The sequence below is a fragment of the Stieleria magnilauensis genome (assembly GCA_007753675.1).
Classification (GTDB): Bacteria; Planctomycetota; Planctomycetia; order Pirellulales; family Pirellulaceae; genus Stieleria; species Stieleria magnilauensis.
The window spans coordinates 8,642,234-8,667,692 of record CP036432.1; the positions used below are offsets into that span (position 1 = coordinate 8,642,234).

The 25,459-nt window shown below is 59.3% G+C and carries 19 protein-coding genes and 1 tRNA gene; 12 read left to right on the forward strand and 8 right to left on the reverse strand.

Annotated elements, in window-relative coordinates; translation table 11 throughout:
* Nucleotides 1-121 precede the first annotated feature (121 nt).
* The gene (locus tag TBK1r_RS31085) at nucleotides 122-310 is read left to right on the forward strand and encodes a hypothetical protein (RefSeq protein WP_095738334.1); all 189 of its coding nucleotides are present in this window, start codon (nucleotides 122-124) and stop codon (nucleotides 308-310) included.
* Nucleotides 311-872: 562 nt separating this feature from the next.
* Here TBK1r_RS31085 and TBK1r_RS31090 read toward each other — a convergent pair.
* Nucleotides 873-945: transfer RNA gene (locus tag TBK1r_RS31090), tRNA-Gly, on the reverse strand.
* A gap of 275 nt (nucleotides 946-1,220) precedes the next feature.
* Here TBK1r_RS31090 and tig point away from each other — a divergent pair.
* Genes tig through TBK1r_RS31110 form a run of 4 tightly spaced genes read left to right on the forward strand, consistent with a single transcriptional unit; the run spans nucleotide 1,221 to nucleotide 5,810 of the window.
* Nucleotides 1,221-2,723 (forward strand): trigger factor, encoded by a 1,503-nt coding sequence (gene tig, locus TBK1r_RS31095; RefSeq protein WP_145219201.1) that lies wholly within the window; start codon nucleotides 1,221-1,223, stop codon nucleotides 2,721-2,723.
* Between the two features lie 52 nt (nucleotides 2,724-2,775).
* Nucleotides 2,776-4,581 carry a SpoIIE family protein phosphatase gene (locus tag TBK1r_RS31100; RefSeq protein ID WP_145219202.1) on the forward strand — a complete coding sequence of 602 codons (1,806 nt, stop codon included), beginning with the start codon at nucleotides 2,776-2,778 and terminating at the stop codon, nucleotides 4,579-4,581.
* Nucleotides 4,578-4,847: an acylphosphatase gene (locus tag TBK1r_RS31105; protein WP_095738336.1), complete on the forward strand. Its 270-nt coding sequence runs from the start codon at nucleotides 4,578-4,580 to the stop codon at nucleotides 4,845-4,847. The genes TBK1r_RS31100 and TBK1r_RS31105 overlap by 4 nt, the downstream gene beginning before the upstream one ends.
* Before the next feature lie 54 nt (nucleotides 4,848-4,901).
* Complete coding sequence (locus tag TBK1r_RS31110) at nucleotides 4,902-5,810, forward strand: thiamine-phosphate kinase (RefSeq protein ID WP_145219203.1); 909 nt, start codon at nucleotides 4,902-4,904, stop codon at nucleotides 5,808-5,810.
* Between the two features lie 185 nt (nucleotides 5,811-5,995).
* On the opposite strand, the gene TBK1r_RS31115 is transcribed toward TBK1r_RS31110, so the two are convergent.
* The 4 genes from TBK1r_RS31115 to TBK1r_RS31130 all read right to left on the reverse strand — a co-directional run bounded on the left by TBK1r_RS31115 (nucleotide 5,996) and on the right by TBK1r_RS31130 (nucleotide 9,318).
* Complete coding sequence (locus tag TBK1r_RS31115) at nucleotides 5,996-6,412, reverse strand: DUF3750 domain-containing protein (protein ID WP_145219204.1); 417 nt, start codon at nucleotides 6,410-6,412, stop codon at nucleotides 5,996-5,998.
* Nucleotides 6,413-6,638: 226 nt separating this feature from the next.
* Nucleotides 6,639-7,664 carry a DNA polymerase III subunit gene (locus tag TBK1r_RS31120; RefSeq protein WP_145219205.1) on the reverse strand — a complete coding sequence of 342 codons (1,026 nt, stop codon included), beginning with the start codon at nucleotides 7,662-7,664 and terminating at the stop codon, nucleotides 6,639-6,641.
* Nucleotides 7,661-8,176: a ribose 5-phosphate isomerase B gene (gene rpiB / locus TBK1r_RS31125; RefSeq protein ID WP_145219206.1), complete on the reverse strand. Its 516-nt coding sequence runs from the start codon at nucleotides 8,174-8,176 to the stop codon at nucleotides 7,661-7,663. Before rpiB ends, TBK1r_RS31120 begins: the two co-directional genes overlap by 4 nt.
* Nucleotides 8,176-9,318, reverse strand: a complete 1,143-nt coding sequence (locus tag TBK1r_RS31130; RefSeq protein WP_145219207.1) for an L-threonylcarbamoyladenylate synthase — start codon at nucleotides 9,316-9,318, stop codon at nucleotides 8,176-8,178. Before TBK1r_RS31130 ends, rpiB begins: the two co-directional genes overlap by 1 nt.
* Nucleotides 9,319-9,507: 189 nt before the next feature.
* On the opposite strand from TBK1r_RS31130, the gene TBK1r_RS31135 reads away from it, so the two are divergent.
* Complete coding sequence (locus TBK1r_RS31135) at nucleotides 9,508-10,491, forward strand: NHL repeat-containing protein (RefSeq protein WP_419580569.1); 984 nt, start codon at nucleotides 9,508-9,510, stop codon at nucleotides 10,489-10,491.
* A gap of 2 nt (nucleotides 10,492-10,493) precedes the next feature.
* Here the strand turns inward: TBK1r_RS31135 and mdh are convergent, their stop codons facing one another.
* On the reverse strand, nucleotides 10,494-11,441 hold the full coding sequence (gene mdh / locus TBK1r_RS31140) for a malate dehydrogenase (RefSeq protein WP_145219209.1): 948 nt from the start codon (nucleotides 11,439-11,441) through the stop codon (nucleotides 10,494-10,496).
* A 110-nt stretch (nucleotides 11,442-11,551) separates the two neighbouring features.
* Between mdh and TBK1r_RS31145 the strand changes: the two genes are divergently transcribed.
* The 5 genes from TBK1r_RS31145 (at nucleotide 11,552) to TBK1r_RS31165 (ending at nucleotide 19,264) form a co-directional block, all read left to right on the forward strand.
* A complete protein-coding gene (locus TBK1r_RS31145; protein ID WP_145219210.1) occupies nucleotides 11,552-11,743 on the forward strand; it encodes a hypothetical protein in 192 nt (63 codons plus the stop codon).
* 37 nt (nucleotides 11,744-11,780) lie between these two features.
* The gene (locus tag TBK1r_RS31150) at nucleotides 11,781-13,649 is read left to right on the forward strand and encodes an outer membrane protein assembly factor BamB family protein (protein WP_419580570.1); all 1,869 of its coding nucleotides are present in this window, start codon (nucleotides 11,781-11,783) and stop codon (nucleotides 13,647-13,649) included.
* Between the two features lie 61 nt (nucleotides 13,650-13,710).
* Nucleotides 13,711-15,102 (forward strand): hypothetical protein, encoded by a 1,392-nt coding sequence (locus TBK1r_RS31155; protein WP_145219214.1) that lies wholly within the window; start codon nucleotides 13,711-13,713, stop codon nucleotides 15,100-15,102.
* Between the two features lie 128 nt (nucleotides 15,103-15,230).
* A complete protein-coding gene (locus TBK1r_RS31160; RefSeq protein WP_145219217.1) occupies nucleotides 15,231-15,815 on the forward strand; it encodes an RNA polymerase sigma factor in 585 nt (194 codons plus the stop codon).
* A 47-nt stretch (nucleotides 15,816-15,862) separates the two neighbouring features.
* On the forward strand, nucleotides 15,863-19,264 hold the full coding sequence (locus tag TBK1r_RS31165) for a serine/threonine-protein kinase (RefSeq protein ID WP_145219218.1): 3,402 nt from the start codon (nucleotides 15,863-15,865) through the stop codon (nucleotides 19,262-19,264).
* Between the two features lie 16 nt (nucleotides 19,265-19,280).
* Here TBK1r_RS31165 and TBK1r_RS31170 read toward each other — a convergent pair whose 3' ends face one another.
* Both TBK1r_RS31170 and TBK1r_RS31175 read right to left on the reverse strand, forming a co-directional pair.
* Complete coding sequence (locus TBK1r_RS31170; RefSeq protein ID WP_145219220.1) at nucleotides 19,281-20,606, reverse strand: hypothetical protein; 1,326 nt, start codon at nucleotides 20,604-20,606, stop codon at nucleotides 19,281-19,283.
* 164 nt (nucleotides 20,607-20,770) lie between these two features.
* Entirely contained in the window at nucleotides 20,771-22,261 is a 1,491-nt protein-coding gene (locus tag TBK1r_RS31175) for a hypothetical protein (RefSeq protein ID WP_145219222.1), read from the reverse strand.
* Between the two features lie 177 nt (nucleotides 22,262-22,438).
* Between TBK1r_RS31175 and TBK1r_RS31180 the strand changes: the two genes are divergently transcribed.
* Nucleotides 22,439-25,438: a tetratricopeptide repeat protein gene (locus tag TBK1r_RS31180; protein WP_145219224.1), complete on the forward strand. Its 3,000-nt coding sequence runs from the start codon at nucleotides 22,439-22,441 to the stop codon at nucleotides 25,436-25,438.
* The last annotated feature ends 21 nt before the right edge of the window (nucleotides 25,439-25,459 follow it).

Consider the following 25,459-nt stretch of genomic DNA (forward strand, 5'->3'; position numbering starts at 1 on the left):
TTTGCCACGTCGACACGCATCTGCCGGGCCGGTATCAGATAAGTGACAGCCAATTCTCGCTGCTGAACGGAATGATCGGTGGCGGAATGGCGAAACTGAAATCAGATGGAGTATTTGTATCGTGAATCAGCTCGGCGGGCTTTGGCGTGACACTTGGTGGGTTTGGATCGGGTTTCTCGTGCTGACGGTGGTGTTGGCCGTTACCGTTGGCAGGTTTTTCTATCTGCTGATCCCCTGTTTGCCCGTGCCCTTTGCCTATTTTGCCTTCAACCGCTACGACGAGCAGGGAAACGAGAAGGCGGATCTTTGAGAGCGTGGGGCAGCGGTCGTTCGGTACGGGGTCTGCGGGCGATTGGTGGTCGTTGGCATGGCCCCGGATGGGTCAAAGCCAGTAGCCGGAGGTGAGCGGAGCGGCACCTCCGGATATTCGGTCCCCTGTCTCACGCGACCCCGGAGGGTGTCGAAGCAAGTCGCGTTCGAACCCTCGTCCGGCCCCGCCCCACCGATTGGACCCGCCTCTCGATCGACTCTTTCCGGGACGCGAACTGCGTCGCCGCTACCGAATAGATTCGCTGCGACCCCTCCGGGGTCGGTGGGCTTCTGGCGGCGTGCTTTCCGGAGGTGGCGCTGCGCTGACCTCCGGCTACTCGCTGTCATCCCTCCGGGATACCCAGTTCGCTAAAGCGAATCGGCTGGGATCGCTCGCGCTATGAGCCGTTTGGCGCGAGATCTGCGGGCGATCGGTGATCGCTGGCAGGGCCATGGCGGGGCAAGGCCAGTCGCCGGGGGGCCGACGCAGGTGTCGTGCCGGCGTGCCCGAGAAATGAAAAAGGCACCCTCGGCCGAGCCAGGGTGCCTTTTTCGCATTTGAGAGCGGCTGATGGGATTCGAACCCACGACAATCACGTTGGCAACGTGATGCTCTGCCAACTGAGCTACAGCCGCGTCATTTCTGTCAGTGCGGGGAGATTATCAACAGATTGTGAGAATCGGCAAGCCCTCGGGGAAACTTGAGGCAGATTGTTTTCAGAAATCCTGACGAATGTGCGAGAATGGCCGGAAGCAGCGTAAAATCGCGGCGGTGACTTGCCGATTTTGACTCGACCGCGATAGATTACGGGCTTCTCCAGCAAACAGAGCATTTCGCTGCAGCGAAAAAACGCTTTGCGGCAGACACACTAATTTTGTTCACCCCGTTCCCGTCCAAGGTGCGTTACAGGATGTCCACGTCCATAGATTCCCCCGAAAACGCCGAAGAAGCGACCCCTCTCCAACTGGAGGTCCAGGTCAGTTCCCCGCAGGCGTGTGTCCGCGATGTTGTCGTGACCGTTCCCGAGTCCGAAGTCAAACGCTACCTCAAAGACGCGTATGATGAATTGGTGCCGGAAGCTCAAGTACCCGGTTTCCGCAGCGGTCGTGCACCGCGGCGTCTGGTTGAAAAGCAGTTCAAAGACCGCGTGGTCGAGCAGGTCAAAGGCAAGCTGCTGATGGACAGCCTTTCGCAGGTCACCGAAAGCCAAGACTTCTCGGCGATCAGTGAGCCGGACTTCGACTACAACTCGATCCCCGATCCGGGCGAAGGTCCGTTCTCGTTCCAGTTCTCGATCGAAGTGCGTCCCGAGTTTGAGACTCCCAACTGGAAAGGGTTGGAACTGACCAAGCCCGTCGAAAACATTGACGACGAGGCGGTCACCGCGGCGTTGCAACGGGTCCTGAAAGACCGGGCTTCGTTCGAAGCGACCGACGAGCCGGCAGAACTGGGCGACAAACTGGTCGTCAACATTCGCTTCAAAGAAGGCGACGAAGTCATTTCGACGATGGAAGAAGAATCCATCACGCTGGCTCCGGCACTGTCGCTTAGCGACGCCGTGTGCGAATCCTTCGGCGCTGATGTCGCCGGAAAGAAGGAAGGCGATACCGTCACGACGGCCGTCACGCTCGGTGATTCCGACGACGAGGCGGACAGCGCTCGCACGATCACCGCCGAAGTCGAGTTGGTCGAAGTCCAGAAGCTTGAAAACGTCGAGCTGACCAGCGACGTGCTCGAAGAACTCGGTGACTTTGAAACCGAAGAAGAGCTTCGTGAATTCGTCAAAGATTCGCTGGTCCGTCAAGCCGAGTACCGCACGCAGCAAGCCGTTCGCCAAAAGGTGACCAACCTGTTGGCCGAGTCGGTCAGCTTTGAGTTGCCCGAAGACTTGGTTCGCCGTCAAACCAATCGCGAATTGCAACGGCGCGTTTTGGAAATGCGTCGCAACGGATTCGACGACACGACGATCCGCGGCATCGTCAACGCACTGCAGCAGAACGCGCGTGCGTCGACCGAGGCGGCATTGCGTGAGCACTTTGTGCTCGAGCAAATCGCGGAAGAGGAATCGATCGACGCCGAGCCTCAGGAATTCGAAAGCGAAATCATGTTGATCTCGCAACAGTCCGGACAAAGTCTGCGGGCCACCCGGGCTCGGTTGGAAAAGACCGGTCAAATGGATGCGCTGCGGAATCAAATCGTCGAGCGGAAGGTGATCGAGTTGGTTGTCGAGAACGCCAAGGTCACCGAAGAAGAGATTTCGGCCGACATGGATGATCCGAACAAGGACTCCTATCCGGTCTCGCACAGCGTCTTCGGGACGAAAGCGGAGTCGGAAATTCCGGAAGCGAAATACGAGGACAATAGTGCCCCCGAATCGCCGCTGCCGGGATCGTCCGAGCAAGACAAGGATTGATTCGGACCTGGTTCTACGAGCACCGGCAACCTTTTGAGGGGCCAACGGATCGATGGCGTTTTTGTCAACTAGTGTCGGAAGCAGTTCACTCGATGCAGGCGTCGACTCCGCCGCTGGCGCGCTCAGCGGCGGGCCGGAACGCTTTGAACTGGCCGAAGAAGAGACGTCGATCGGACGCCATCCCGATTGCCACATCGTGGTTGATGCCGGTGCGGTCAGCCGATTTCATGCCAAGGTCGTTCGTCAGAATGACCAATTCACGGTGTTCGATCTGGGCAGCCGAAACGGCACCTTTCTCAACGGTCAGTTGCTCTCCGGCGGACAGGTACTGCGTGAAGGCGACCGCATCCGGATCAGCGACATCGAGCTGATCTTTCACGGCGATAGTTATCCCGAATTCGCCTCCAGCGGCGCGGCGGAATTGACGTTCAGCGGTTCCAGCTTCGGAATCGTGATGGTCGACGACGAATCGGATAACTCGCGCGTCGTCTCGCCGCAGGTGGAGTTCGAAAAGTCGGGCGAAGGCCTGAAGATGAGAGCGACGCCCGAGGCGAAGCTCGAAGCGTTGTTGAAGATCAACCGCAACCTCAGCAACACGCTCTCGCTGGACAGCGTGTTGCCGGGGATCTTGGACAGTCTGTTCTCGATCTTTCCGTCGGCCGACCGCGGTTTCATCGTGATGGAAACCGAAGACGGCGGGTTGCAGACCCGCTGGATCAAAACCCGTCAGGCCCGTGACGAGACCGAAACGGTGCGGATCAGTCGCACCATCATTCGCCGCGTGATCTCAAGCGGTGAAGCCCTGCTGTCGTTCGACGCCATGCAGGACAGCCGATTCGATAGCAGCGAGTCGATCGCAGACTTTTCGATCAAAAGCATGATCTGCGCACCGCTGGGCGATTCCGAAGGCAATCGGTTCGGTGCGATTCAAATCGATTCGACCCAAGGGCGTGGCCAGTTCGTCGAAGAGGACATCGATCTGCTGGCCGGCATTGCGGCCCAGGCAGGTATTCTGATCACCAATGCTCAGATGCACGAACGGGCCTTGCATCAACGCGAGGTGGAACAAGACCTGAAACTCGCGACGGACGTTCAAAAGGCGTTCTTGCCGCAGCGGTCGCCCGACGCGAACGGCTATGCCGTCGAAAGCTATTACCAGGCCGCCAATCACATCGGGGGCGACTACTTCGACTACATCCACTTGGCCGACGGAAAAATCGCAATCGTGGTTGCCGACGTCGTCGGCCACGGCGTGGCGGCGGCGATGTACATGGCCAAGTTGTCCGCCGAGACGCGGTTCTGCTTGGCCGGGGAGCCCGACGTCGCACGGGCGATCGAAAAACTGAACGATCGCATGAGTGAACTGGGCGTCGAGCGATTTGCGACGTTCTTGCTGGTCGTCATCGATCCGGCCAGCCCCAACGTGACGATCGTCAACGCCGGGCACATGCCTCCGATTTGGCGGCACGCACGCACCGGTGAGATCACCGAACCAGGTGGTGAAGAATCGGGGTTGCCGATCGCAATCTATGCGGGAATCGAATACGAAGCCGTCAGCGCGGAGGTGGAACCCGGCGACGTGCTGTTGCTGTACACCGATGGCGTCAACGAAGCGATGGACGCCGATGACAACGAGTTCGGGATCGAATCGATTCGAAAGCTTGCCGCGATGGAGAGCGAAGCCGGGGCGATCAAAGACCGCGTCGTCCAGGCGGTGATGAAGCACGTCGGTGACGCGCCGCCGTTTGACGACATGTGCATGGTCGTGATCCAGCGGACTCAGCCTGCCGAGCCCCCGCCAGAGGCCGAACCGGTGGACACGGTCGATGGCGATGAGATCGATACGGCGCTGCGATGAACGTTCGATTGATCGCACGCTACCGTGGTCGCGTTCAAGGCGTCGGATTTCGAGCGACCGTGCTGTTTCACGCCAACGGCCTGGACATCCATGGCTTCGTTCGCAATGAGCCCGACGGAAGCGTCTTGGTCGACGCCGATGGGACCAAGAGCCAATTGAAGGAACTGATTCGTCGGATCGATTCGCGGCCGGCCGGTTCAATCGACGATTGTGACGTGACGTGGGTGGATTCGTTGCAGCGGAACAGTGGGTTTTCGATCGGTTAGTGTGATTTCGTTGCGGACCAGCCAGCAGGCTCACCCGGAAGGTGGATTTGGATCATGGAACAGTCTTTTCTCGCTTATTTAAAAGGTCGCACGCGGTCGTTGCCGCAGGTCACCGTCGGCATCGGTGACGACGCTGCCGTGATCCAGTCGCCCGCCTCGCCGTCGATTGTCTGCACCGACCAGATCATCGACGGGGTCGATTTTGCCATCGATGAACACGACTTGGCGGACGTCGGTTTTAAAGCGATGGCGATCAACTTGAGTGACATCGCGGCGATGGGGGCGATCCCGACCAGCGCCCTGGTCACCCTGGCGTTGCCCAAACAAAACGCAACGAAGATCGCCGGCGAGGTTTACGAGGGGATTCTCGAGTCTGCCAAACAGTTCGATGTCGCCATCGCGGGCGGGGATCTGTCGACCTATGACGGTCCGCTGGCGATCAGCATCACCGTGCTCGGCCACGTCCCCGACGGCGATCCCTGGTTGCGGAGCGGCGCCGTCGAAGGCGATGTCGTGTTGGCTAGCGGCAGCTTTGGCGGCAGCATCGGTGGACGGCACCTGAGGCCGACCCCACGCATCGAACTCGCCTCCGCCATCCGCAAGCTCGCCACCATCCACGCGGCGATCGATGTCAGCGACGGCCTGTCCCTGGACCTGGATCGGATGTGTGCCAGCAGCGGCTACGGTGTCGAATTGGACGTCGACGCGATTCCGATCCACACCGATGCGATCAAGTTATCGGCCAAAACCGGACGTGAGCCGTTTCAGCACGCCTGGAGTGACGGCGAGGATTTCGAACTCCTGCTGACCGCCGCGCCGGCCGACGCCGAGCGCCTGCTGGCGGCGGACCTTCCCGCCCCGCTGACCGCGATCGGAAAAATCGTCGGACGCACCGGGCTGTGGAAAATCCATGAAGGCAAGTACTTGAGACTTTCGCCGCAAGGTTACCTGCACGGCGAGTGAGGCCGCGGCACTGGTGCGATGGAGGTGCGATGCCGAAGAAATCGGTTGATCGAAGAATAGGTTGGTCAAAAAATGGGAACCCGGTGGGCTGCCGCAAAACGGCTGATGTCCATTGATCAGCCACCTGACTGAGCTCTCATTTTTTGACCAACCCATTTTTTGACCATTTCTTCTCCCGCCCCGCTTCAGCGCCACATCCTTCGGGCGTACCCCGCTCCGACACTTCGCCAACGGAGTCGATAGCGTTCTTCCAGGCACCACTGGACGAAGGTGTTGCTGTTGGGGCCGGGGACGTAGCGGTAGGTGTGGCACCAGGGATAAGCGTGCGGTGCGACTTCGATTCGGCGCGCCAGTTGGTCGGCTTGCTCGCCACTCCATCGATGCAACCCATAGGCGAGGTGATTGCGGATGCCGGCGGTGGGGGCCATCAGATTTCGATGCACGTGCCCCCAGCTCTCTCCTCCGGCGTCGGCATCTTGCCAGACCTCCCAGCGGTCGCATTGGTCGCCGCGACGGACCAGCAGCCAGCAGTGCTCGGCAAATCGAAAGGGGCCCGGCAGACGGGCCGCCCAGAGTTCCACGGTGACGGCATCGGCTGTCATGCGATTGAATTGTTCGGCTTTGATGTTTGGGTGGTGTTTGTCGAGCGGAAGAGGGATCAGGCTGAAGCTTGCGGAGCGATGAAGTGATCCGTGAGCCAACCGATGGCAGCGAGCCCACCGATGGCAGCGCGGACCCGCGGCTTGATTGCACCCTGTCATCCGTGGGTTCGCGCTGCTATCCGTGGGTATTGTTTTCGGTGTTTCGCCCGACAAAACTGCTGGAGCACTAAGACCCGATTTCGCCTCGGTCACCCGTTTGCCCGGCGGCGATGTCGGCGGCATAGCAATCGATCAAGGTGGACACGTTGGCCATCCGTTCGAGTTCTCGAAGCGCGCGAACGCTGCGATCGAGCCGCGCCAGCGTGATCGGTCGAGGGGCTGCGGCGAAGGCTTCTTCACGCATCGTCTTGCGGTAGTGCCCGATGGCCATCGAGAAAACGTCGCGTAGCACGGCGCGTTTTTTCGGAGCCTCTTTGCCGGCTTCGTCCACGCGCGTCGTGACGATCCGTCGGATCGCGATCGGATCGGGGAACGGGCTCGCCAGGGCACCGATCAACGCATCGCGAAAGCGTCTCGATTCGTCACTGAGTAGACGCAGTGCCGCCGGAACGTCTCCGCCGGCGATCTCGACCGCGTGAGAGATTTCGGCCGGTTCGGCTGGGATCTGGTGGACGTCACGGATCAGCCGTGTCGCTTCTTCGGCGTTCAACGGCGCAAAGCGAATCACCTGGCAGCGGGAACGGATGGTGGGCAATTGTTTTTGTTCGCTGGTGCCGACCAGCATGATCACGGCATCCGAGGGCGGTTCTTCGAGCGTCTTGAGCAGACAGTTGGCGCCTTCTTCGTTGAGGAAATCGGCGTCTTCCAGGATCGCGACTTTGCGGCGCCCACAGTACGGGCTCAACCGGACGTCGCGACAGAACCCTTCTTGCATCCGCACTTCCGGGCGACCGATCAGCAGGTCGACGGGGATCACCGTTTTGTCTTTCGGTTTACGAATGCGGATCAGGTCGGGGTGGGTTTCGGCGTCGACTTGGACGCACGCTTCACAGGTTCCGCAGGGCTGCATCGACTCGGGCGGATTGCGGTTGCACAGCATGGTCCGGGCCAGCAGCGTCGCGACGCTGCGTTTGCCGACACCGGGCGGGCCGACCAGCAAGAAACTGCCGCCGAATCGTTGTTGTCGAATCGAGTTGCCGAACCACTGTTCCAGGTGGCGGTTGCCGATCAAATCGGTCCAGTTGGCGATCATGAGGCCTGGGAATCCGCGGCGGCCGTGTGGCCGGTCACGCGGTTGTCGCTATGGCAATTGGGGCCGTGCACGTTTTCCTTTTCGATCTTTTCGATCTTGGCGATCCGTTCGGCGTGGCGGCCGCCGTCGAATTCGGTTTGCAGCCAGCGGAGGACGAGGTCATCGATGGAACGTTCGCCGATCAGATCGCCGGGCAGGCACAGCACGTTGACGTCGTTGTGTCGACGGCTCATTTCGACCATGACTTCGTCGTAACACGGTGCGGCGCGGACGCCGGCGAACTTGTTGGCCGTGATGGCCATGCCGATGCCGGTGCCGCAGATCAGGATGCCGCGATCGGCCTGGCCGTCGCTGACGCGTTTGGCGACCACTTCGGCAAAGTCGGGGTAGTCGACCGAGGAGTCGTTGAAGGTGCCTTCGTCGAGGATCTCGTACGAGTTGGCGGTCAGGGATTGGACCAGACGCGCTTTGATCTGTACGCCGCGATGATCGCTACCGAGTGAAATTCGCATTACGCAGACTCCTGATCTCCGTCGGAGACCTCGGGAAAAAAGTCGTCGTCCAGCCGCTCGAACCATTTTTCCAGCTCGCCTTCCATCTGGTCGGCACACTGTCGGTACGCATCGACCGGCATTCCGATCGGATCGGAAATGTCGCCGCCGTCGTGACGCAAGGTGAACACCCGATCGTGCATCTCGGGCCAGGCGGCCAAGATCGCAGCGCGGTGCGAACGGGTCATGGTCAAGACGAGATCGGCGACGTTCATGATGTCATCACCAAGCGGTTGGCTGGCGTGTCCGGTTAAATCCAGTTTACGCTCTCCCATCACTTCGATCGACTGTGGACTCGCACTCCCGCCGGCGGAGGCGGCCACACCGGCCGAAAGCACCCGAACGGCGTCTTCCCGGCCCATCTTCTTTCGCAGTAGTTCACGCATCAGGGTTTCCGCCATCGGGCTGCGACAGGTGTTGCCGGTGCATACCATTACAATAACGGGTTTGACGAATTGATTCATGGCGGCTCGTTCAATCACTCCTTCTCGCAACAGTTCCCAACGTTTTCCGATCACCCGGACCACCGTCGATGCCCCACCATAACGAGTCGGGCCGTCGTCGAGCAGCAGTGGTAGGGTACCGGAGAGTTGCTCAAGCACACCGGCGGCGGTGGTTTGTGTCGGTTTTCCAGTTAAATTGGCACTGGTCAGCACCAACGGGGCGGCCATAAATCGGTGGATCGATTGCAAAATTCGGTGGTCGACGACGCGGAATCCGACCCCCCCACTCGGTCCGGTGATCCGCTGGCGGACCGATGGTGGTAATTGGTGCACCGCGGAGTGGTCGTTTTCACAGGGGGTGACCAAGGTCAACGGACCCGGCCAACAGCGGTGGCTCAGCCGACGTGCGACCGGAGACGCTTCGCAGAAAAAGTCTTCGGCCGCCTGACGACTCCGCACCGAAATCGCCATCGGTTCCTCGCCTCGACCCTTGATCTCGATCAATTTCTCAACCGCTTGGGCATCCAACGCGTGTGCGGCCAGTCCGTACACCGTGTCGGTCGGAAACGCCACCACCTGGCCTTCGGTCAACGCTTGGACGGTGCGGTGGATGATGTCGCTGGGGTCGTCGGTTTCGCGAAGATCAAGGACTTTGGTCATGAATGCCGACGAATGAGTCTGTCAAAGACGAGCAGGGCCCGCGCCCCGGATCGAGTGCCGCCATTGTAAGAGCGGCAAAATTAAGTCCACAACCGGACGAACCGGAAAAGCCCTGTAGAATGAGAACGTCCCCTGCGAAAAACGACGACGCGTCAATCCGATCCGATGAGACACCTGCGACAACCGGTCATGCAACCCACAACCTCGCTCACACGCCGCGCGATGCTGAAACGGGCGGGGCTCGGCGCTGCAGCGGCGCTCGCCGCCACCGTGCCGGGATGTGTGCCGGCCAGCGGGCACGGCCAGACCGAATTGGTCTGGGGCCGAAGGGGCCAGAGCTCGGGCCGTTTCCTCAAGCCTCGCGCCATCACCATCGATCGCAACGATCAGCTTTACATCGTCGATACGACCGGTCGCATCCAAGTCTTCGATCGCGATGGGAACTGGTTGCGTCAATGGAAAACGCCGGAGACGAAGAACGGCCGGCCGACGGGGCTGGCGATCCAACACGGGCGACGCCCCGAAGACGATTTGTTGTTGGTCGCCGATACACACTATTACCGCATGTTGGTCTACCACCTCGACGGCCGGCGGATCGAGTCCAAGGAGATCGGCGGCCAGCCCGGACGCGATCCCGGCCAATTCGCCTTCGTCACCGATGCGGTCTCCGACGACGACGGCTGTTTTTATATCGGCGAATATGGCGATTCGGACCGCATCCAGAAATTCGATCCCGATGGCAACTTCATGACCCAGTGGGGCGGGACGGGACGCGAGACGGAAAAATTTGTCCGTCCCCAAAGCCTGGTGATTGCCGGCGATGTGTTGTGGATCGCCGATGCGTGTAACCATCGGATTCAACGCTACGACATCAGCGGCCCGACACCGCGGTGGATCGACGCTTGGGGACAGCAAGGCCAACAGCCGGGCCAGTTTCATTATCCCTATGACTTGGCGCTGCTGGCCGACGGCGGCGTGCTGGTGTGCGAATATGGCAACCAGCGGATTCAACGTCTGGCCGCCGACGGCACGCCGCAGTCGATCTGGGGCGCGCCGGGATTCGAGGTCGGCCAGCTCTACCAGCCCTGGGGGCTGGTCGTTGATTCAGAAAACAGAATGCACGTCCTGGACAGCAACAACCATCGCATTCAACGCACCCGTTTACCGGCGTGATGCTAACCGGCGAGTAGTTCGTCCATCGTTGCGACGAGACCCTTGACCGCGTCGACGCTCTTTTGGAAGTCGGCCGTTTCGGATTCGGTCAGATTCAGTTCGATGACCTTTTCCACACCCGCGCTGCCCATGATCACCGGCACGCCGACGTAGTAGCCGCCGACGCCGTATTCGCTTTCGCAAAGTGCGGCGACGGGGATGCAGCGTTTCTTGTCTTTGACGACCGCTTCGACCATCTGTGCACAGGCCGCCGCGGGGGCATAGTAGGCACTGCCGGTCTTGAGCAGCGAGACGATTTCCGCACCGCCCTTGCGGGTCCGCTCGACGATTTCTTCCAATCGTGCCGGATCGATCAGCTGGGTCACCGGGATTCCGCCGACGCTGGTGCAGCTGGGGATCGGAACCATCGTGTCGCCGTGACCGCCCATCAGCAAGGCGCTGATGTCTTCGACGCTGACGCCCAGTTCCATCGCCAGGAATGTGCGGTATCGCGCGGTGTCCAGCACGCCGGCTTGCCCGCAAACCTTGGAGCGATCAAAACCGGTGACCTTCCACATTTGCTGGACCATCGCGTCGAGCGGGTTGCTGACGACGATCACGACGGCGTTGGGACTGGATTTTTTGATCTCTTCGCCGACGCTGGTGATGATCCGTGCGTTGGTGCTCAGCAAGTCATCGCGGCTCATGCCCGGTTTTCGCGGGATTCCGGCGGTGACGACGATCACATCGCTGTCCGCCGCGTCGTCGTAACTGGTCGTCCCCACGATCTTGGAATCAAAGCCCATGATCGGCGACGACTGCATCAGGTCGAGTGCTTTCCCGGCCGGCATGTCCTCGGTTTGCGGGATATCCAACAGGACGATGTCACCGAGCTCTGCAGCGGCACACCAATGTGCACAGGTGGCTCCAACGTTACCAGCTCCGATGACGGTGATTTTTGCGCGACGCATGGTTGATTCTTGAAACGAGGAAGGGGGCGAAAACGCTTTGGCGATACAAGCGCCCATCGTCTCAGCGCAGCCGTGGCGGTCAAGTAGAGGCAGTGTCGCTGGAGTCGGCGTTGACCAGAATTTCAGTCGATTCGCTCGCCGGAACACGCCGCACGAACAGGAATCAAGCCGCCAACAGCGACAAGGCTGCGAATTTTAGAAAAAACATCCGGCTCGGCGTGATTCGCTCCGCCGGCGGCGCCTTTGTTTATCGCAAGCGAATCGGCGAGACCGCCGCGACGCGATGCTCGCAGCATCGTTGAGATGAATCGCAGCAGAACCCTTGCAGGAGGAATCGAGATGGTGCGCCCTATCCGCACATCCACCCGCGTGCTGGCGGCCGGTTGTTTCGTTATGACCCTCGCCGCAACGGGCGTCACCCAACACGCTCTCGCGGCGGAACCGAGCGATTGGGCGCAATACAACTACGACAATCGCGGCTGGCGATTTAATCACGCCGAACAAAAATTGAAGGCCGGCAACATCGGGACACTCGAAGAGAAGTGGCGGTTTCCGCGACGTGGCGCGACCGACCCAGTGGGCGTCGTGCACGCGACACCCGTCGTGGTCGACGGCTACGTCTATTTCGGTACCACGCGAACGCGTCCGTCGTTCTACAAGTTGACGCCCGATGGGGAGGTCTGCTGGTGCTACGAGATCGAATCGATCGTGACCGCTGAACACGGGGATCCATACATCGAGCACGGATTAACCTTGACCGTCGATGGTGTGATGAATTCGGCCTTGGTGGACGATCAACGCGTCTACTTCGGCACGTTCGGCGGGCAATTGATCTGTCTGGACCGATTCAGCGGTGCCGAACGATGGAAGGTCAACACCAAGCATGATTCATTTCCGTTGGCGCATCCGGCCAACACCATCATGTCGTCTCCGATCCTTGCCGACGGCAAATTAATTGTCGCCGGCGGAGGATTCGAGCACGCCTTGGGAGCGATCCCGGACTATCCCTGTTGCTCCGGACGAGGCTTTGTCGCCGCCTTTGACCCGGAAAACGGAAATTGCCTTTGGGACTACGCGGTCGGTCCCGAGCCACAACAGTTCGACCCTCCCATCGCCATGGAGTTTGACAACGGCGAACGCATTGAATTTGTTGCCGGCCCCTCGACGAGTTCCGTCTGGTGTACGCCCAGTTACGACCAACAGTCAAAGACGCTGTTCTTTGGCACCGACACCCACAACGCCCCCCGCAAGCCGACCCCGGACGATCAACGTCCCTACAACAAGTATTCTTCGGCGATCATCGCGATCGGTGTCGAACACGGGAATGAAAAATGGGTGCGGCAACTCGTTGCCAACGATGTTTGGAACAATTCCATCCCGGCTTATGATTCGCGGACCGGTCGATACAAAGACCTGTCGATTGGTGACACGCCCAAACTGTATTCGATCACCGAAAACGGAGTGCGCCGAAATGTGTTGGGTGTCGGGTGCAAAGATGGAGCATTCTACGTGATCGATCGAGACGACGGACAGATGCTCTATCAAACACCAACGTATCAAGGACCGCCCGAACCCGACAGGATCGCACCGAAGCAAACCCGGATTTTGGCTCTTCCCAGCGCGCTGGGCGGGTTGCAGACCGGATGCGGATTCGATGGCGATCGTGTCTATGCCAACGGGACCGACTGGCCGGGACTCGCGATCGCACTGCAGGGCGTCGCGAGTTCCAGGACCCATCCGATCATTCCACCTTCGGCGGGACGTGTCACCGCGATCTCCCCCAATACCTTGGTCGAACATTGGCGTCATGAGCGACCGCGTCTGCATCACACCAATCTGGACGACGGTGGGAAATTCACGTGTGGTGATCCCGTTGCCTCCGGCGTCGCGTTGACCGACGAACTGGTTTTCTTCACCACCAACCTGAGTGGATCACTTTCGGCGCTCGATTCGAACACCGGTGAGTTACTCAAAGCCATTCCCATTGGTCCGGTTTGGTGTGGCCCGTCGGTCTCCCGGGGCAGAGTCTATGTCGGGTCGGGGTCGGATCTGTTCCAGGCCTGGAGCAGCAAAAAACAAGTTCAATCGCGGATCGGATTTTCGCTGCCCAAGACGAAGGTCGGAGCCGTCTATTGTTTCGGATTGCCCGACGACAACGGATCCCAGTTCTCAAACGCGGAAACTTGTCCGGAATGCGAAACCGACTGATTCACTCTTGTCTTCCTTCTGTCCAATCATTTCGGAGCCAGCTATGCCCGTTCGATGCATCGTGCCCCTCTTGCTATTCGCCTTCGTTTTCCACCGTTCGGCATCTGCGCAGCAGCCCGGCGGCGGACCGTTGCCAAACGCCATCGATCAGCACTTCAAGTTCCTGACCGGGACGTGGGATTACAGCTATCAGGACAACGGGCAAGCCTACCACGGCGTTTGGAGTGTTCGACGAAGTGAAAACGGCGCGGCGCTGTTGAGCCATTTCGAAGAAGTCGGGCCCAACGGAGCGGTCTCGGGAGACTATCTCCACGGTTGGAATGCCGGCTCGAATCAACTGATCGACAATTTCGTCAGTGGCAAACTGGGTATCGGCCGAGCGACCTACACCCTAGTCGCGGAAGAAAAAGCCGAGGGATCGAGTGAGAGCACGTTACCCGACGGCACACCACGCACGACGAAGTTGCGATCGGAGTACTCGCCCGACAAGATCATTTGGACAAACTACCAGACGGTGCTGGACGGAAAAAAACAGGCGGATCGGGTCTTTACGTTCACCCGGCGAAAACCCACCACGCAAAAGGAGAGCACCGAAACGGCGGCTGCGACGTTACCTGACGATGTGAAAGCGAAGATGGCCAAACAAGTCGGGACCTGGACGACACGCGGGACGCGCGACGGAAAACCCTTCGAAGGTTTGTACCTGGCGCGATGGAACGACGCAAAAACCGGATTGATTTTCAACAGTCGCGAAGGACATCATGTGCTCAACGGTATGAGCCACTGGGATCCGCAGACGGGCGCGATCGTCGAAGTTTGGGCGACGCCGCAGGGTACCGCGATCTTGCATTTTGAGAAGTTTGACGATGACCGTTGGTCAGGGCATGCGGATCTACAATTCGATGCCAACGGTCCAATCAATGGTGTGGGAATCGAACTAAGATTTCACGATGGTGGCTTCGCCTTCGTCGGTGATGCAGCCCCAGGAAAACTGCCTTTCTCCGTCACCAACACCAAAGTTTCTCTCGACCAATCAATGCAAGCCTTGCAGTCATTTGGCGACTTGCTCGTCGGCGGGATTTGGGTCAACAAAGACGAGGATTCGGTAGCGGAGCACACTTACACTTGGCTGCCAGGCGAAAACGTCTTGAGCCTTCAACGCGAGGGGGGGACTTTTCCAGGAACCTCCGTCTATTCGATCCATCACCCGACACACAGCGTCCGCGGGTATGAATCGGACCATGATGGTGTCATGGGCGTCGCGACCCTGGTCCAAACTCGCGATGACCAGTGGAAACTCTATGGCCATTACAGCGGAGAAGACGCCACACAGGACCTGTTGCTGACCATCACGCAGACGGGCCCTGATTCGGTGGAAGCAACCGGTTCGATTCGGATCAATGGAAACACGCAGCCATGGAACGCCTGCCACTGGACGCGCGAACAGCCCTAATATCTACCGTCGAGGCGGTGTGACCGGATACACCACGCTCGAAAATTGACCGCTCGTTCGGGTGGGTGCATGGTAGTCTGGCAAGGTCGTCTGGTCGACCGCAGATCCACCGCGAGCGGACATGGCTCATGTCGGGAACGACTTCAATTTCACTGGTTCAGCGACTGCAAGCGGAGAATCAACCGCGATCCTGGCAGCAGTTTTTCGAGTTTTATGAACCGTTTATTCGACGCTGGTTGACCAGGCAGCGGCTGCCTGAGCCGGACGCCGAAGACATACGGCAAGAGGTGATGTGCACGGTATTCAATGAGATTTCGAATTTTCGACACAACGGATCGGTCGGTGCATTCCGTTGCTGGCTCAGGATGATCACCGTCAATCAACTGCGGCGGCATCGCCGCCGGCGACGTGATCAATCCGGCGTGGACTTGGAATGGTTAGCCGCATCGCTTGCGTCCTCGGATCATGAGATCCATCAGCAATTTGACGTCGAACACGATCGCTATCTGCTGACGAGGTTACTGGACTCCGTCGATGGGGATTTTGCCTCGGCGACGATCGATGCGTTTCGCCTGACGGCGCTCGAGGGGGAATCGCCTGCCGACGTCGCCGAGCGACTGGGCATTACTAAAGCGGCGGTCATTGCGGGACGCTCTCGAGTGCTCTGTCGATTGCGTGAATCGGCAGCCGCGTTGTTTGTCGATGATTCATGAACGTTGACTGAGCAACAGTCTGAGACACGTGAGAGGGACGAACATCGATGCCGCAGTCAAACGAACACCCGACACCGGAGGAATGGCATCAGTTCTTATCGGGAAAGCTCTGTTCCGGTCGCGCCAAGGAATTGGAAGAACATTGCAATCGTTGTCCGGCGTGCGCGACGTTTCTGGAACAACAGTCGGATTCGGTCGGCAGCGTCTCGCTTGTTCCCTGGGACGACGCGGGGCAGACGCCGGGCGTCCAACCAGGCTCGACTTCTCGCGGCGAAGATTCCGCGATTCCGGATGTCGTCTACTGCGATCCGCTCCCGTCGTTCGAAGCGGGAACCGAGTTCGGTCATTATCGTCTGGAATCTCTGATCGGAGAGGGCGGCAATGGAGTGGTTTACCGCGCGGTGCAGCAACAACCCATTCGGCGTACCGTCGCCGTAAAAATCGCAAAGCAGGCGGCGAGCGATGCCAACCAGCCTCAACGATTCCTGCTGGAGCACCAAACGCTCTCGGAGTTGAGGCACTCCGGAATCCCACACGTCTACGATGCGGGAGTCACGGCGAGCGGTCGGGCTTATTTTGTGATGGAGTACATCGACGGGCAGCCCCTGTCCGATTACCTGTGTGATCATCACTTACCAGTACCCGATTGCCTCGTGTTGATGAAGCTTCTTTGCGAAGCGGTTCAGTACGCACATCGCAATGGGGTGATCCACCGAGATCTCAAGCCCTCCAACATTTTACTGGAGCGAGACGAAGCGTCGGGGATGCCCGTCATTGATCGCCCTCGGGTGATCGACTTCGGCATTGCCAAGAATCTTACCAGCGATGCCCCGTCGTTGACCAATACGAACGAGATGGTCGGAACGCTGGAGTACATGAGCCCCGAGCAATTGGAACTCAATCCACACTGCGACACACGTGGCGACGTCTATGGTTTAGGGCTGATCTTCTATGAACTGCTCGCGTTTCGCCTGCCGTATTCCGCGACCGAGCTTCGTCAAATGCCTCTCGCCGCGGCCATTCGCACTGTTCGTGATCATGATCCCCTTTTGCCCAGCCAAACATTGGTGCAAACATCCGTCTCGCCAACGAACCGCGAGGTCAACCTGCGAATTCGGCACCTTCAGGGTGAATTGGACTGGATCACGATGAAGGCGATTGACCGAGATCCGGAGCGTCGCTACCAATCGGCCGCGCTGTTTGCCGAAGACATTCAGCGACATCTCAACGGCGACTTGATTACCGCAGCACCTCCCTCGTTGCGGCACAAAGCGGGCAAGTGGATTCGGAAGCATCGCGGCTGGTTTGCGGCGAGTGTCTCGTTTGTGTCTTTATTGTTGCTGTCGGGGACCATCATCGTTTGGTTGCTCGCGGCGACGTTGGAGGTCAACCGGGAACTGGCTCTGCGAACTTACATCGGCGAAGTTCAAATCGCCGAAGAGCGTCTCGAACGCGGGCACACGGCCGAAGCGATCGAAATCCTTCAGCGGCACCGCGACGATCCCGCACTGGCCCGGCTGCGAGGACTGGAGTCGAGGTTGCTGTGGAAGAAAACGCACCCCGACGCGTTGTTGGACCAAGTCAAAGTCTTTCATGATCGCATTGATGACATGGCCGTGTCTGCTCGAAACCAAGTCGCGACGCTTTCGCGGAAATATCAGACGATCAAGTTTTACCGTGCCGACGCGGACAAGTTGCACCCGATCGGAACACTTGACTCTGCAGTGCTTGGGAAATCCGATCCCCGCGTTCGTTCGCACTGGGAGAAACATGCCGGCGAATCCGATCGACGGCGTGTCAACGCGATGACCTGGGGGCGGAATCCTCAGCCGCTGATTTCGTGTGTCGCCTACACACCAGATGGCAATACCCTCGCGATTGGGACCTGCAGCGGCATGGTGTTGTTGTGGGACGTCAAACGACAAACAGTGACGCGGGTGTTGGATTGCCAATCCGATCTTGTCTACCGCGTGGCGATTTCGGAGGACCAGCGATGGTTGGCGACCGCGGGAACCGCCGTCCGATTGTTTGATCTCAACAAGCTCACCGCGGATGACAAGCCTCGATTGTTGCTGCAGGCCCCCCAGACCTCTCGTGTCGATTTTTCTTCGGACGGTCGATATCTGGTCCTCGCGGACCACGAGAGAAATCTCAGAATTTGGAGAACACAACCAGAGACGGACGAATTGCCACAGATGCCGATGACAGTCCGTGTCGCAGAACACGCCACGATCCGTGACGTTCGCTTTTCACCGGACGATGCCTACGTCGTCTACGGAATGTCGAACTCCACCGTCGTTCGACGATCCTGGGATGGCAATCGACTTGGTGAACCCGACCAGATGACCACGACCAAGAACGGGGTGAAATCGGTTCGGTTTGCCAGCAATGGAATCTTGGCAAGCACCTGTGACGGAGGCCTCTTGCAATATTTGGATCTGACGGATCCTGAGCGGCCGCAACGGGCCGCCAACCTGGCCGGACATTCCGGTCCGGTGGGCTGCTTAGCGTACCTGACGACGCATGACCGATTTCTCACCGGCGGGTATGACGGAACTCTCGGGCTCTACCATCCCAGACCCCCTCGGCAAAGGTTTAGACCCACGACGCCGATCACCTGTCTGGATGTCAGCTCGGACGGGAAATGTCTGGTGCTCGGATTTCGGTCGGGCGTCATCGAATTGCGCCGCACAGCTTCTGCAGCGATCGAAAAGACGTTACAAGAAAGCAAGGCTTCCGTGTCGGCACTGTTTTACTCGCGCGACCAAAATGGGGTGGTTGCCGTCTGCTCGGATCGCCGACTACGGATTTGGAATGTTCAAACCGGCCAATGCGATTCGATTCCGCTGCCCGCGGCGCCGAAAGGGATTGTGGGCGATTTACCCGACGGTCGGTTCCTCGTTGCGTTTCGAGACAGCACAATCGGACTGTTCGATGCGAGTGGCCGGATGATTCGACGATGGCGGGTTAATGAGAAAGGTTTCGCCGGAGCGGCCTACTATCCTGAAGCGAAACAAATCGTTACCTGTGAAAACAACTGGATTCGATTTTGGGATCTTGGCGGAAACCCGATTCGAAAAATCCCCGTCAATCAAGATGTTCGTGCCGTGGTTGCACATCCGACCGAAGACGTTCTGATCGGGTACGGAGTCATCGGATGTATCGTTGCGATCAACCCCGCGACGGGAGCAACCCTCCGAGAGTATCGCGGTCATGTCGGTGTCGTCGAACGGGTGATCGTGCTCCAAGGCGGCAAGCGGTTGCTTTCGATCGGCAGCGATTTTACCTCTCGATTCTGGGACTACGAATCTGGATTGGAAGTCTTGATGCAGGACGGCGAATCGAGACACTACCGCAGGTATGGGACCAATGAACGTCAAGACATTTTGGTGACGGTGTTTTCGGACGATACCGTGGAAATCGTCAATTTAGAGTCGGACGGAAAATAAATGTCGGAACGATGCGTTACAGATCGATCGTCGTGGTTTGGCTGGCACGCCTGCGAACCTCAGCGTCCTCTTTGGCGTTGCGCCGCGTCCACCAGATCGTCGCAAGGATGGCCAACGCGATTCCGATCGCCAACGCGTATCCGATCACCCGCACGCCGCCATCTTCGTTCGCCGGTGGGGCCATGGAATGCCATTGCGAAACGACGATCAGCGGACCGACCTGTTTGCCGCCGCCCTCGCGGGTCATGAATTCGTTCTTGTAGCTCCACAAGCGATAAAAGAAACCTTCGATCGCGACGGGATGGCTGAGCATCGTGACGACTGCCTTTGGATCGTCCCGCTCGGCGCTGAGAAAATCGGGCAACTCGGCGGCGACCAGCGAGACCGGGTAAGTGCCGCTCATCCGAATCGGCTCGCCGGGATCGTCCGCGCCACGGGCCAATTGGATGATCGTGTTGCCCAGATCGCCGCTGGCGTCGACCTGGTAATAGTGGTCCTGACCCAGCTGCGCCCGCCGCGCCGGATCGGACACGCTGATGCGTGTGATCCGGACCGTCGACGCGTTCATCCGGATCCACTGCCCGTGATAATCCTGAGGGGATTCCAACAACTTCACCGGTTCGATTCTCAGGGGAGCCAGGGAGACGTTCCGATCAAAGGGTTCGGTGTTCAGGTTCTTGGCGGCCGCGAGCATCGAGTAAAACGCGTCTCCGTCGGCGGCTTCGAGCGATCGGCGATTCCTGGACGCCGCTTCGGCGATGCGACTCAAGTCGACGCCCTGACGGGCCAGCAGTTTCCAGCCGACGGTTTCAGCCATCGCGGGGAACCAGGCGACGCGTCCGGCCGCAAAAACTTGTTCGGCACTCGAAGCGTCGATCACAACGGCATTCGCTTTGACTCGGTCGCCCTCGGAAACCTTGCCCACCAGCGACGGCGCAAATACTGCAATCGAGTCTTCGGAATCCGGTAGCTCTAGAACCAGCTCTTGAAACGTTTCCAACTCCAAGAACTCGATCAACGATTCGGGGACATTGTATTGGCGAACTGCGGCGATCGTGCCTTCGACCTCCACCGAGTCGCCAGTCGTCAAGCGGGCTGCGATGGCGGCGTCGGTGAGCGAACCGACCGATCGCGATGCCAACGCGTCTTCATCGGCTTTGCGCAAGCGAAACAACAATCGCGCCATTTCACCGGCCACCTTGGAATCGCTGACCGGATAACAGCCTTCGATCCGCCGGGCATCAAAACCGCTGAGCAGATCGATGGCGGATTGTGCGGGCGCCCGCACACCGAAGCACAACGCCGAAAGCACGAACATCAAGTAAACAACAGAACTCGCCACCAGTGACACAGTCCGACGGGACTGACGTTTCAGCAACCGTTGGTGTCCAGCCTTGAGGCGCTCCCCGCTCGCTGCATCGCAGCGACAGTCGGCGGCTAAAGCCTGCACACCAACACTTGTGCCCGTGCCCATCGTGCCAAATACCGTTCTTGTCCAAACCAATCTCATGATGGCGTTCCTTGCGTGTCGGAGTCGTGGTCGGCGAGGGCGTCGAGGTCAAGTTGGACATCGTCGCCGGCTTGTTGCCGCAAGATTCGAGTTCGCTTGGCATCCAGGGCACTGCGGTACATCAGCCATCCGGCCAGCGCGATGCCGGCAAGCACCGCGAATAAAATCCCCGTGATCCACGCGACGTGATCAGCATCCGCATTCGGGCCGCCGTCAGCGTTCCTCGCCGGTTGGCCGTCCGTCGTCGCCGCGACACCCTTGGCTCCGACGAGTCGACCGATCACCACCGGCGCCAAGTCGGCGCCGATCGATGAGCGATAGGGTAGCCGTTTGATGAACCGACCGACTGCGGCAATCTGGCCGTCTGGGTTAGCGGGATTGGACGCTCGGTCCCATGATCCGTCGGCGGTCAATGCGTCCGCGATGGCCTCGGGCAGTTGTCGCGTCATCAGGATCGTCGGACGGATGCCGCCGTCGGCAGGAATGATCCACAGTTTCCAGTAACTTTCGACGGCGACACGATTGGTTTGAGCGGTTTTCTTTTCGGCCAGTTGCAGCCGACCGACCAGCCGAACCGTCTGCCCGCGATAAACCTCGGGTTGTTGCAGCAGCGGCAGCGTGCCCGTCGTGACACCCTGATCGACGGCAAGCCGGTCCGAACGAGCCAGCCCTAAATAAAACGCGTCGCTGTCGGTGCTGGTCCAAAAGGTTCCGTCGTTGACACGCTGGAATGCCGCGGTTTCGAGCGCGTCGAGCAGCGGCAATGCCCAGGACGAAATCTGGTTCCATGATTCCGGATCGCATTCGCCCGCGGCGGCACACGCGCGAAGTGACTTCAGCCCCGCCAAGACTTCAGCGTTCGGTTCACTGCCCTGTGAGTCACTGCCCTGTGAGTTATTGTCGGGGGCACTACTATCGGACGCATCACTTTCTGACAGAGGTGACTGCGACACCAGCCGTTCGGCCGACGCATCGAGTTGCTCGACCGACAATCCGACCCACTCCACTGGTTTGCGATCGTCACCCGATTGTCGGCTGACCGATTGCAGCTGGATCAACGACTGAATCCAGGCTTGTTGCAACGACAATTCCATCGCGCTGACCCACAGCGGGGCGGAGTCCCAAGTGGCGGCAAGTGACGTCGCCGCGGCGGATGGGGGCGATGCATCGCGAGCCGAACGATTAGCGGGCGGATTGGCGAAGGCGTCTGTCGAAGCCTCACCCGGCTGAGCCATCGCCAAGGTGGGCTTGGTTGCCGGTTCGATTTCGACCCAGGTTTCTTCTTGGGCGTCAAAAAAGGTCTGGTAAAGCCCCGGCCGGCGGGCTTCACGCATCATCACGATCACCAACAGCAACACCACGCCCAGCCGAATCAGCCGTCGCCGATTGTCTGCCGCGCCGGGCACCGACGTCCGCTTTTTTGCATTTTTCTCCCCTCGCCTGGGGCGATAAAGGCTGGAATCGTTAAATTGCGATGGGATTCGCATGACTCGTCGGACCGAAGGGGGGCGTGCGCTTGAATGACTGCAGGGACGACTTTACGCTAGATTAACCTCTTTCTTCAATCTGATCACTTTTCGACGAATCGCGGTATGACGAATCTCATGCGCCACAGGCGGCCGAAGTCGTGTTTCCATTGGCCATCGGATCCAGTTCGCCGCCTCATGGTCATGGCATCTTGCGTGCTGTTTGCGTCGGCGCTGCCGCAAAACGCGCGTGCCGAGGGTGAACCGGCCGAAGCCTTCGTCAAGCAACTTCGCAACGCCGGCTACTTTGATACCGCGATCATGTATTTGGATCGAGCGGAAAAGATGCCGGGGGTCGATTCCTCGTTCGTCGCCGCGATCCCGCTGGAGAAAGCACAGACGTACATCGAGACGGCGCTCCATTCCCGTAACCCCGACGACCGGGACAAGGCGTTCGCCGACGCCGAAGCCGCGCTCCAGGAGTTTCTCAAACGCGAAAGCCACCCGCGCCAAAGCGAGGCGCGGCTGCAGTTGGGCAAGTTGCAAATGATTCGGGCGGCACAATTGCTGGCCGGCGAACCTGTCGAAACCGAAAAGCGGCAAGCCCGCGAATCGTATTTGGCGGCCGCCACGACGTTCGACGGCATTGTCAGTGACCTGAGGGGGAAACTGGAATCGATGCGGGGCCAGAAAATCGATCCCGAGAAGGATCCCGACGCCGCCGCGCTCCGCGATCAATATCGATTCGAATTCCTGCAGTCTCAGCTCAACGCCGCCGATGCCATCAAGCTCGCGGCAAAGACGTATGCCGATCCGGCCAAAGACGGCAAAGCACAACTCGAAGACGCGGTCAAACGATTTGAGGAACTCAACGAGAAGTATGCCACCTACTCCCCCGGCGCGATCGCGCTGTCCCATCTCGGCGATTTGAACGAATTGCTCGGCAAGTCCGATGCGGCGTTGGACAATTATTTGCGGATGCTCGAAGAACCTGCCGTCGACCAACTCCGCGAGGCCAAGTTCATGTCGGCCGCCGGCGTGATTCGGCTCAAGTTGGCCGCCGACCCGCCGGCGTACCAAGAAGCGATCGACCGCACCGCCAACTGGGTCAAGGAAATTCGCCCCAACGAGGAGTCGCTGCCGGTGGTGCAGGAATTTCGCATCCAATTGGCCAAGGCTTATCTCGCCAAAGCCGCCGACGACAGTTTGAAAAAGGGTGAAATCGGCCGCGCCAAATCCGAGGGACGCGATCTGCTGCGCGCCGCCAGCAAGGTTCCCGGCCCGCACGTCGAAGAGGCCAAGGCGATGTTGGCCGACTTGGGGATCGAGCAGAAAGCCGAAGCACTGCCCACCGCGGAGCCCCCCTCCAGCTTTGACGACGCGATGGAAAAGGCCACCCAGGTGTTGACCGTGACCAGTGATCTGGAAGAAGCGCTCAAGGTCATTCAAGCCCAGACGCAAACGCCTGAACTGAAACAACAGATCGAAGACATTCAAAAGCAGATCGACGAATCGTATCGTATCGGCGTCCAAGTCTTGCGCGGCGGTTTGGCGATGGTCACGTCGGAAACCAACATCGAATCGCTCAACCAGGCGCGCCAGATTCTGGCGTACTTTCTCTACCAGTCCAAGCGGCTTCGTGAGACCGTGGTGGTGGGTAACTTTTTGGCACGCCATGCCCCCGGCACCGAACTGGGACTCAAGGGCGGCTTGATGGCGCTGACCAGCATGCAGTTGCTGTTGGCCGAGGTCCCCGATGATGCCAACGAAGGTTTGATCCTTCAATTGGAATCACTCGGCAAGTTCTTGGCCAAGACCTGGCCGGACGATCCCAACGCCGCCGCCGCCCAAGGATTGCAGATCCGATTGTTGCTCAAGAAAGATGACTTCGACGGCGCCCAAAAGCTGATCGATGACATGGCCGCCGGCAGCGAACGGGCTTCATTCAAACGGTTGCTCGGCCAACTGTTGTGGAACCAATCGATTGTTGCGCGGGCTCAAGAGAACGACGACGCCAAGTCTGAAATGTTGATGGACCGCGCCAAGCAGAATCTGCAAGCCGGGTTGGATGAGATCGAGGGCAATCTGATTGAAGTCGAGGGCATGCAGGCCGCGACGGTGCTGGCCAAGATCCATCTGATGCAACAGGACAGCGCCGCCGCACTCAAGGTCCTGGATCATCCGAAGTACGGTCCGCTGGAGTGGATCACCAAACTCGGCGCGCAGTCGGAAGCGTTTGCCGGCGAGTTGTACAGCACCGAACTGAAAGCCCTGGTCGGCCAAATGTTGGCCTCCGACACCCCGGACAAGTATCTGGACCGGATGACCGCCACCATGGAAAAGCTCCGCAAGGCGTACCAGGGAGAGGAGTCGCAAACTAGGCTGACGCAGACTTACATGCGTTTGGCCAACGACCTGAAAGAACAACTCGACACCGCCACGCCGGCCCGAAAGGTCAAGTTGATCGAAGCGTTTCGCGTGATGCTGCAACGCATCTCCGACGCGACCAACGACAACGCGACCCTGCGGTGGGTCGGCCAGACGCTGATGTCGATGGGCGAGGCTTCGATGGACCAAGGACAGGTCAAAGCGACCGGCCAAGCCGCGGACTTGTTGGCACAAGCCGTCGAAACCTTCAAATCGCTGCCCGATCAAGACAACCCGACGACCGCCTATCTGTTGGGACTCGCTCAGCGTTTGATGGGTGAGTACAAGGACTCGATCGACACGTTTGACAAATTGTTGCAGCAAAAACCGCTGATGCTGGAAGCCCAGGTCGAAGCCGCCCAGGCCTACGAATCCTGGGCCGGCACCCTGCCGCCCAACATCGCCTACAAAGCCTACCGGGCCGCGTTGGAAGGCGCCCGGCCGGGCAAGGACAAGAAGAATGTCATCTGGGGTTGGGCGGAGATCAGCAGCAAAACCAGCAAGATGATCAATCGCAACGAGAACTTTAAGGAGAAATTTTTTGAGTCTCGCTACCACGTCGCCCTCTGCTTGTACCTGATGGGAAAAGCCGGCAAGCGAGACGACGACATCAAGAAAGCGATCAAGGTGATTCGTGAAGCGGCCACGTTGTTCCCCGACCTGGGCGGCCAAAAACGACGTGCCGAATACGACGCACTGATGAAGGAGGCTCAGCGCTCGGTCGGCCAAAATCCGGTCGGGATCGCCAAGCCACAACCCAATGGAAACTAATCTTCACCGCCGGCCGCTGCC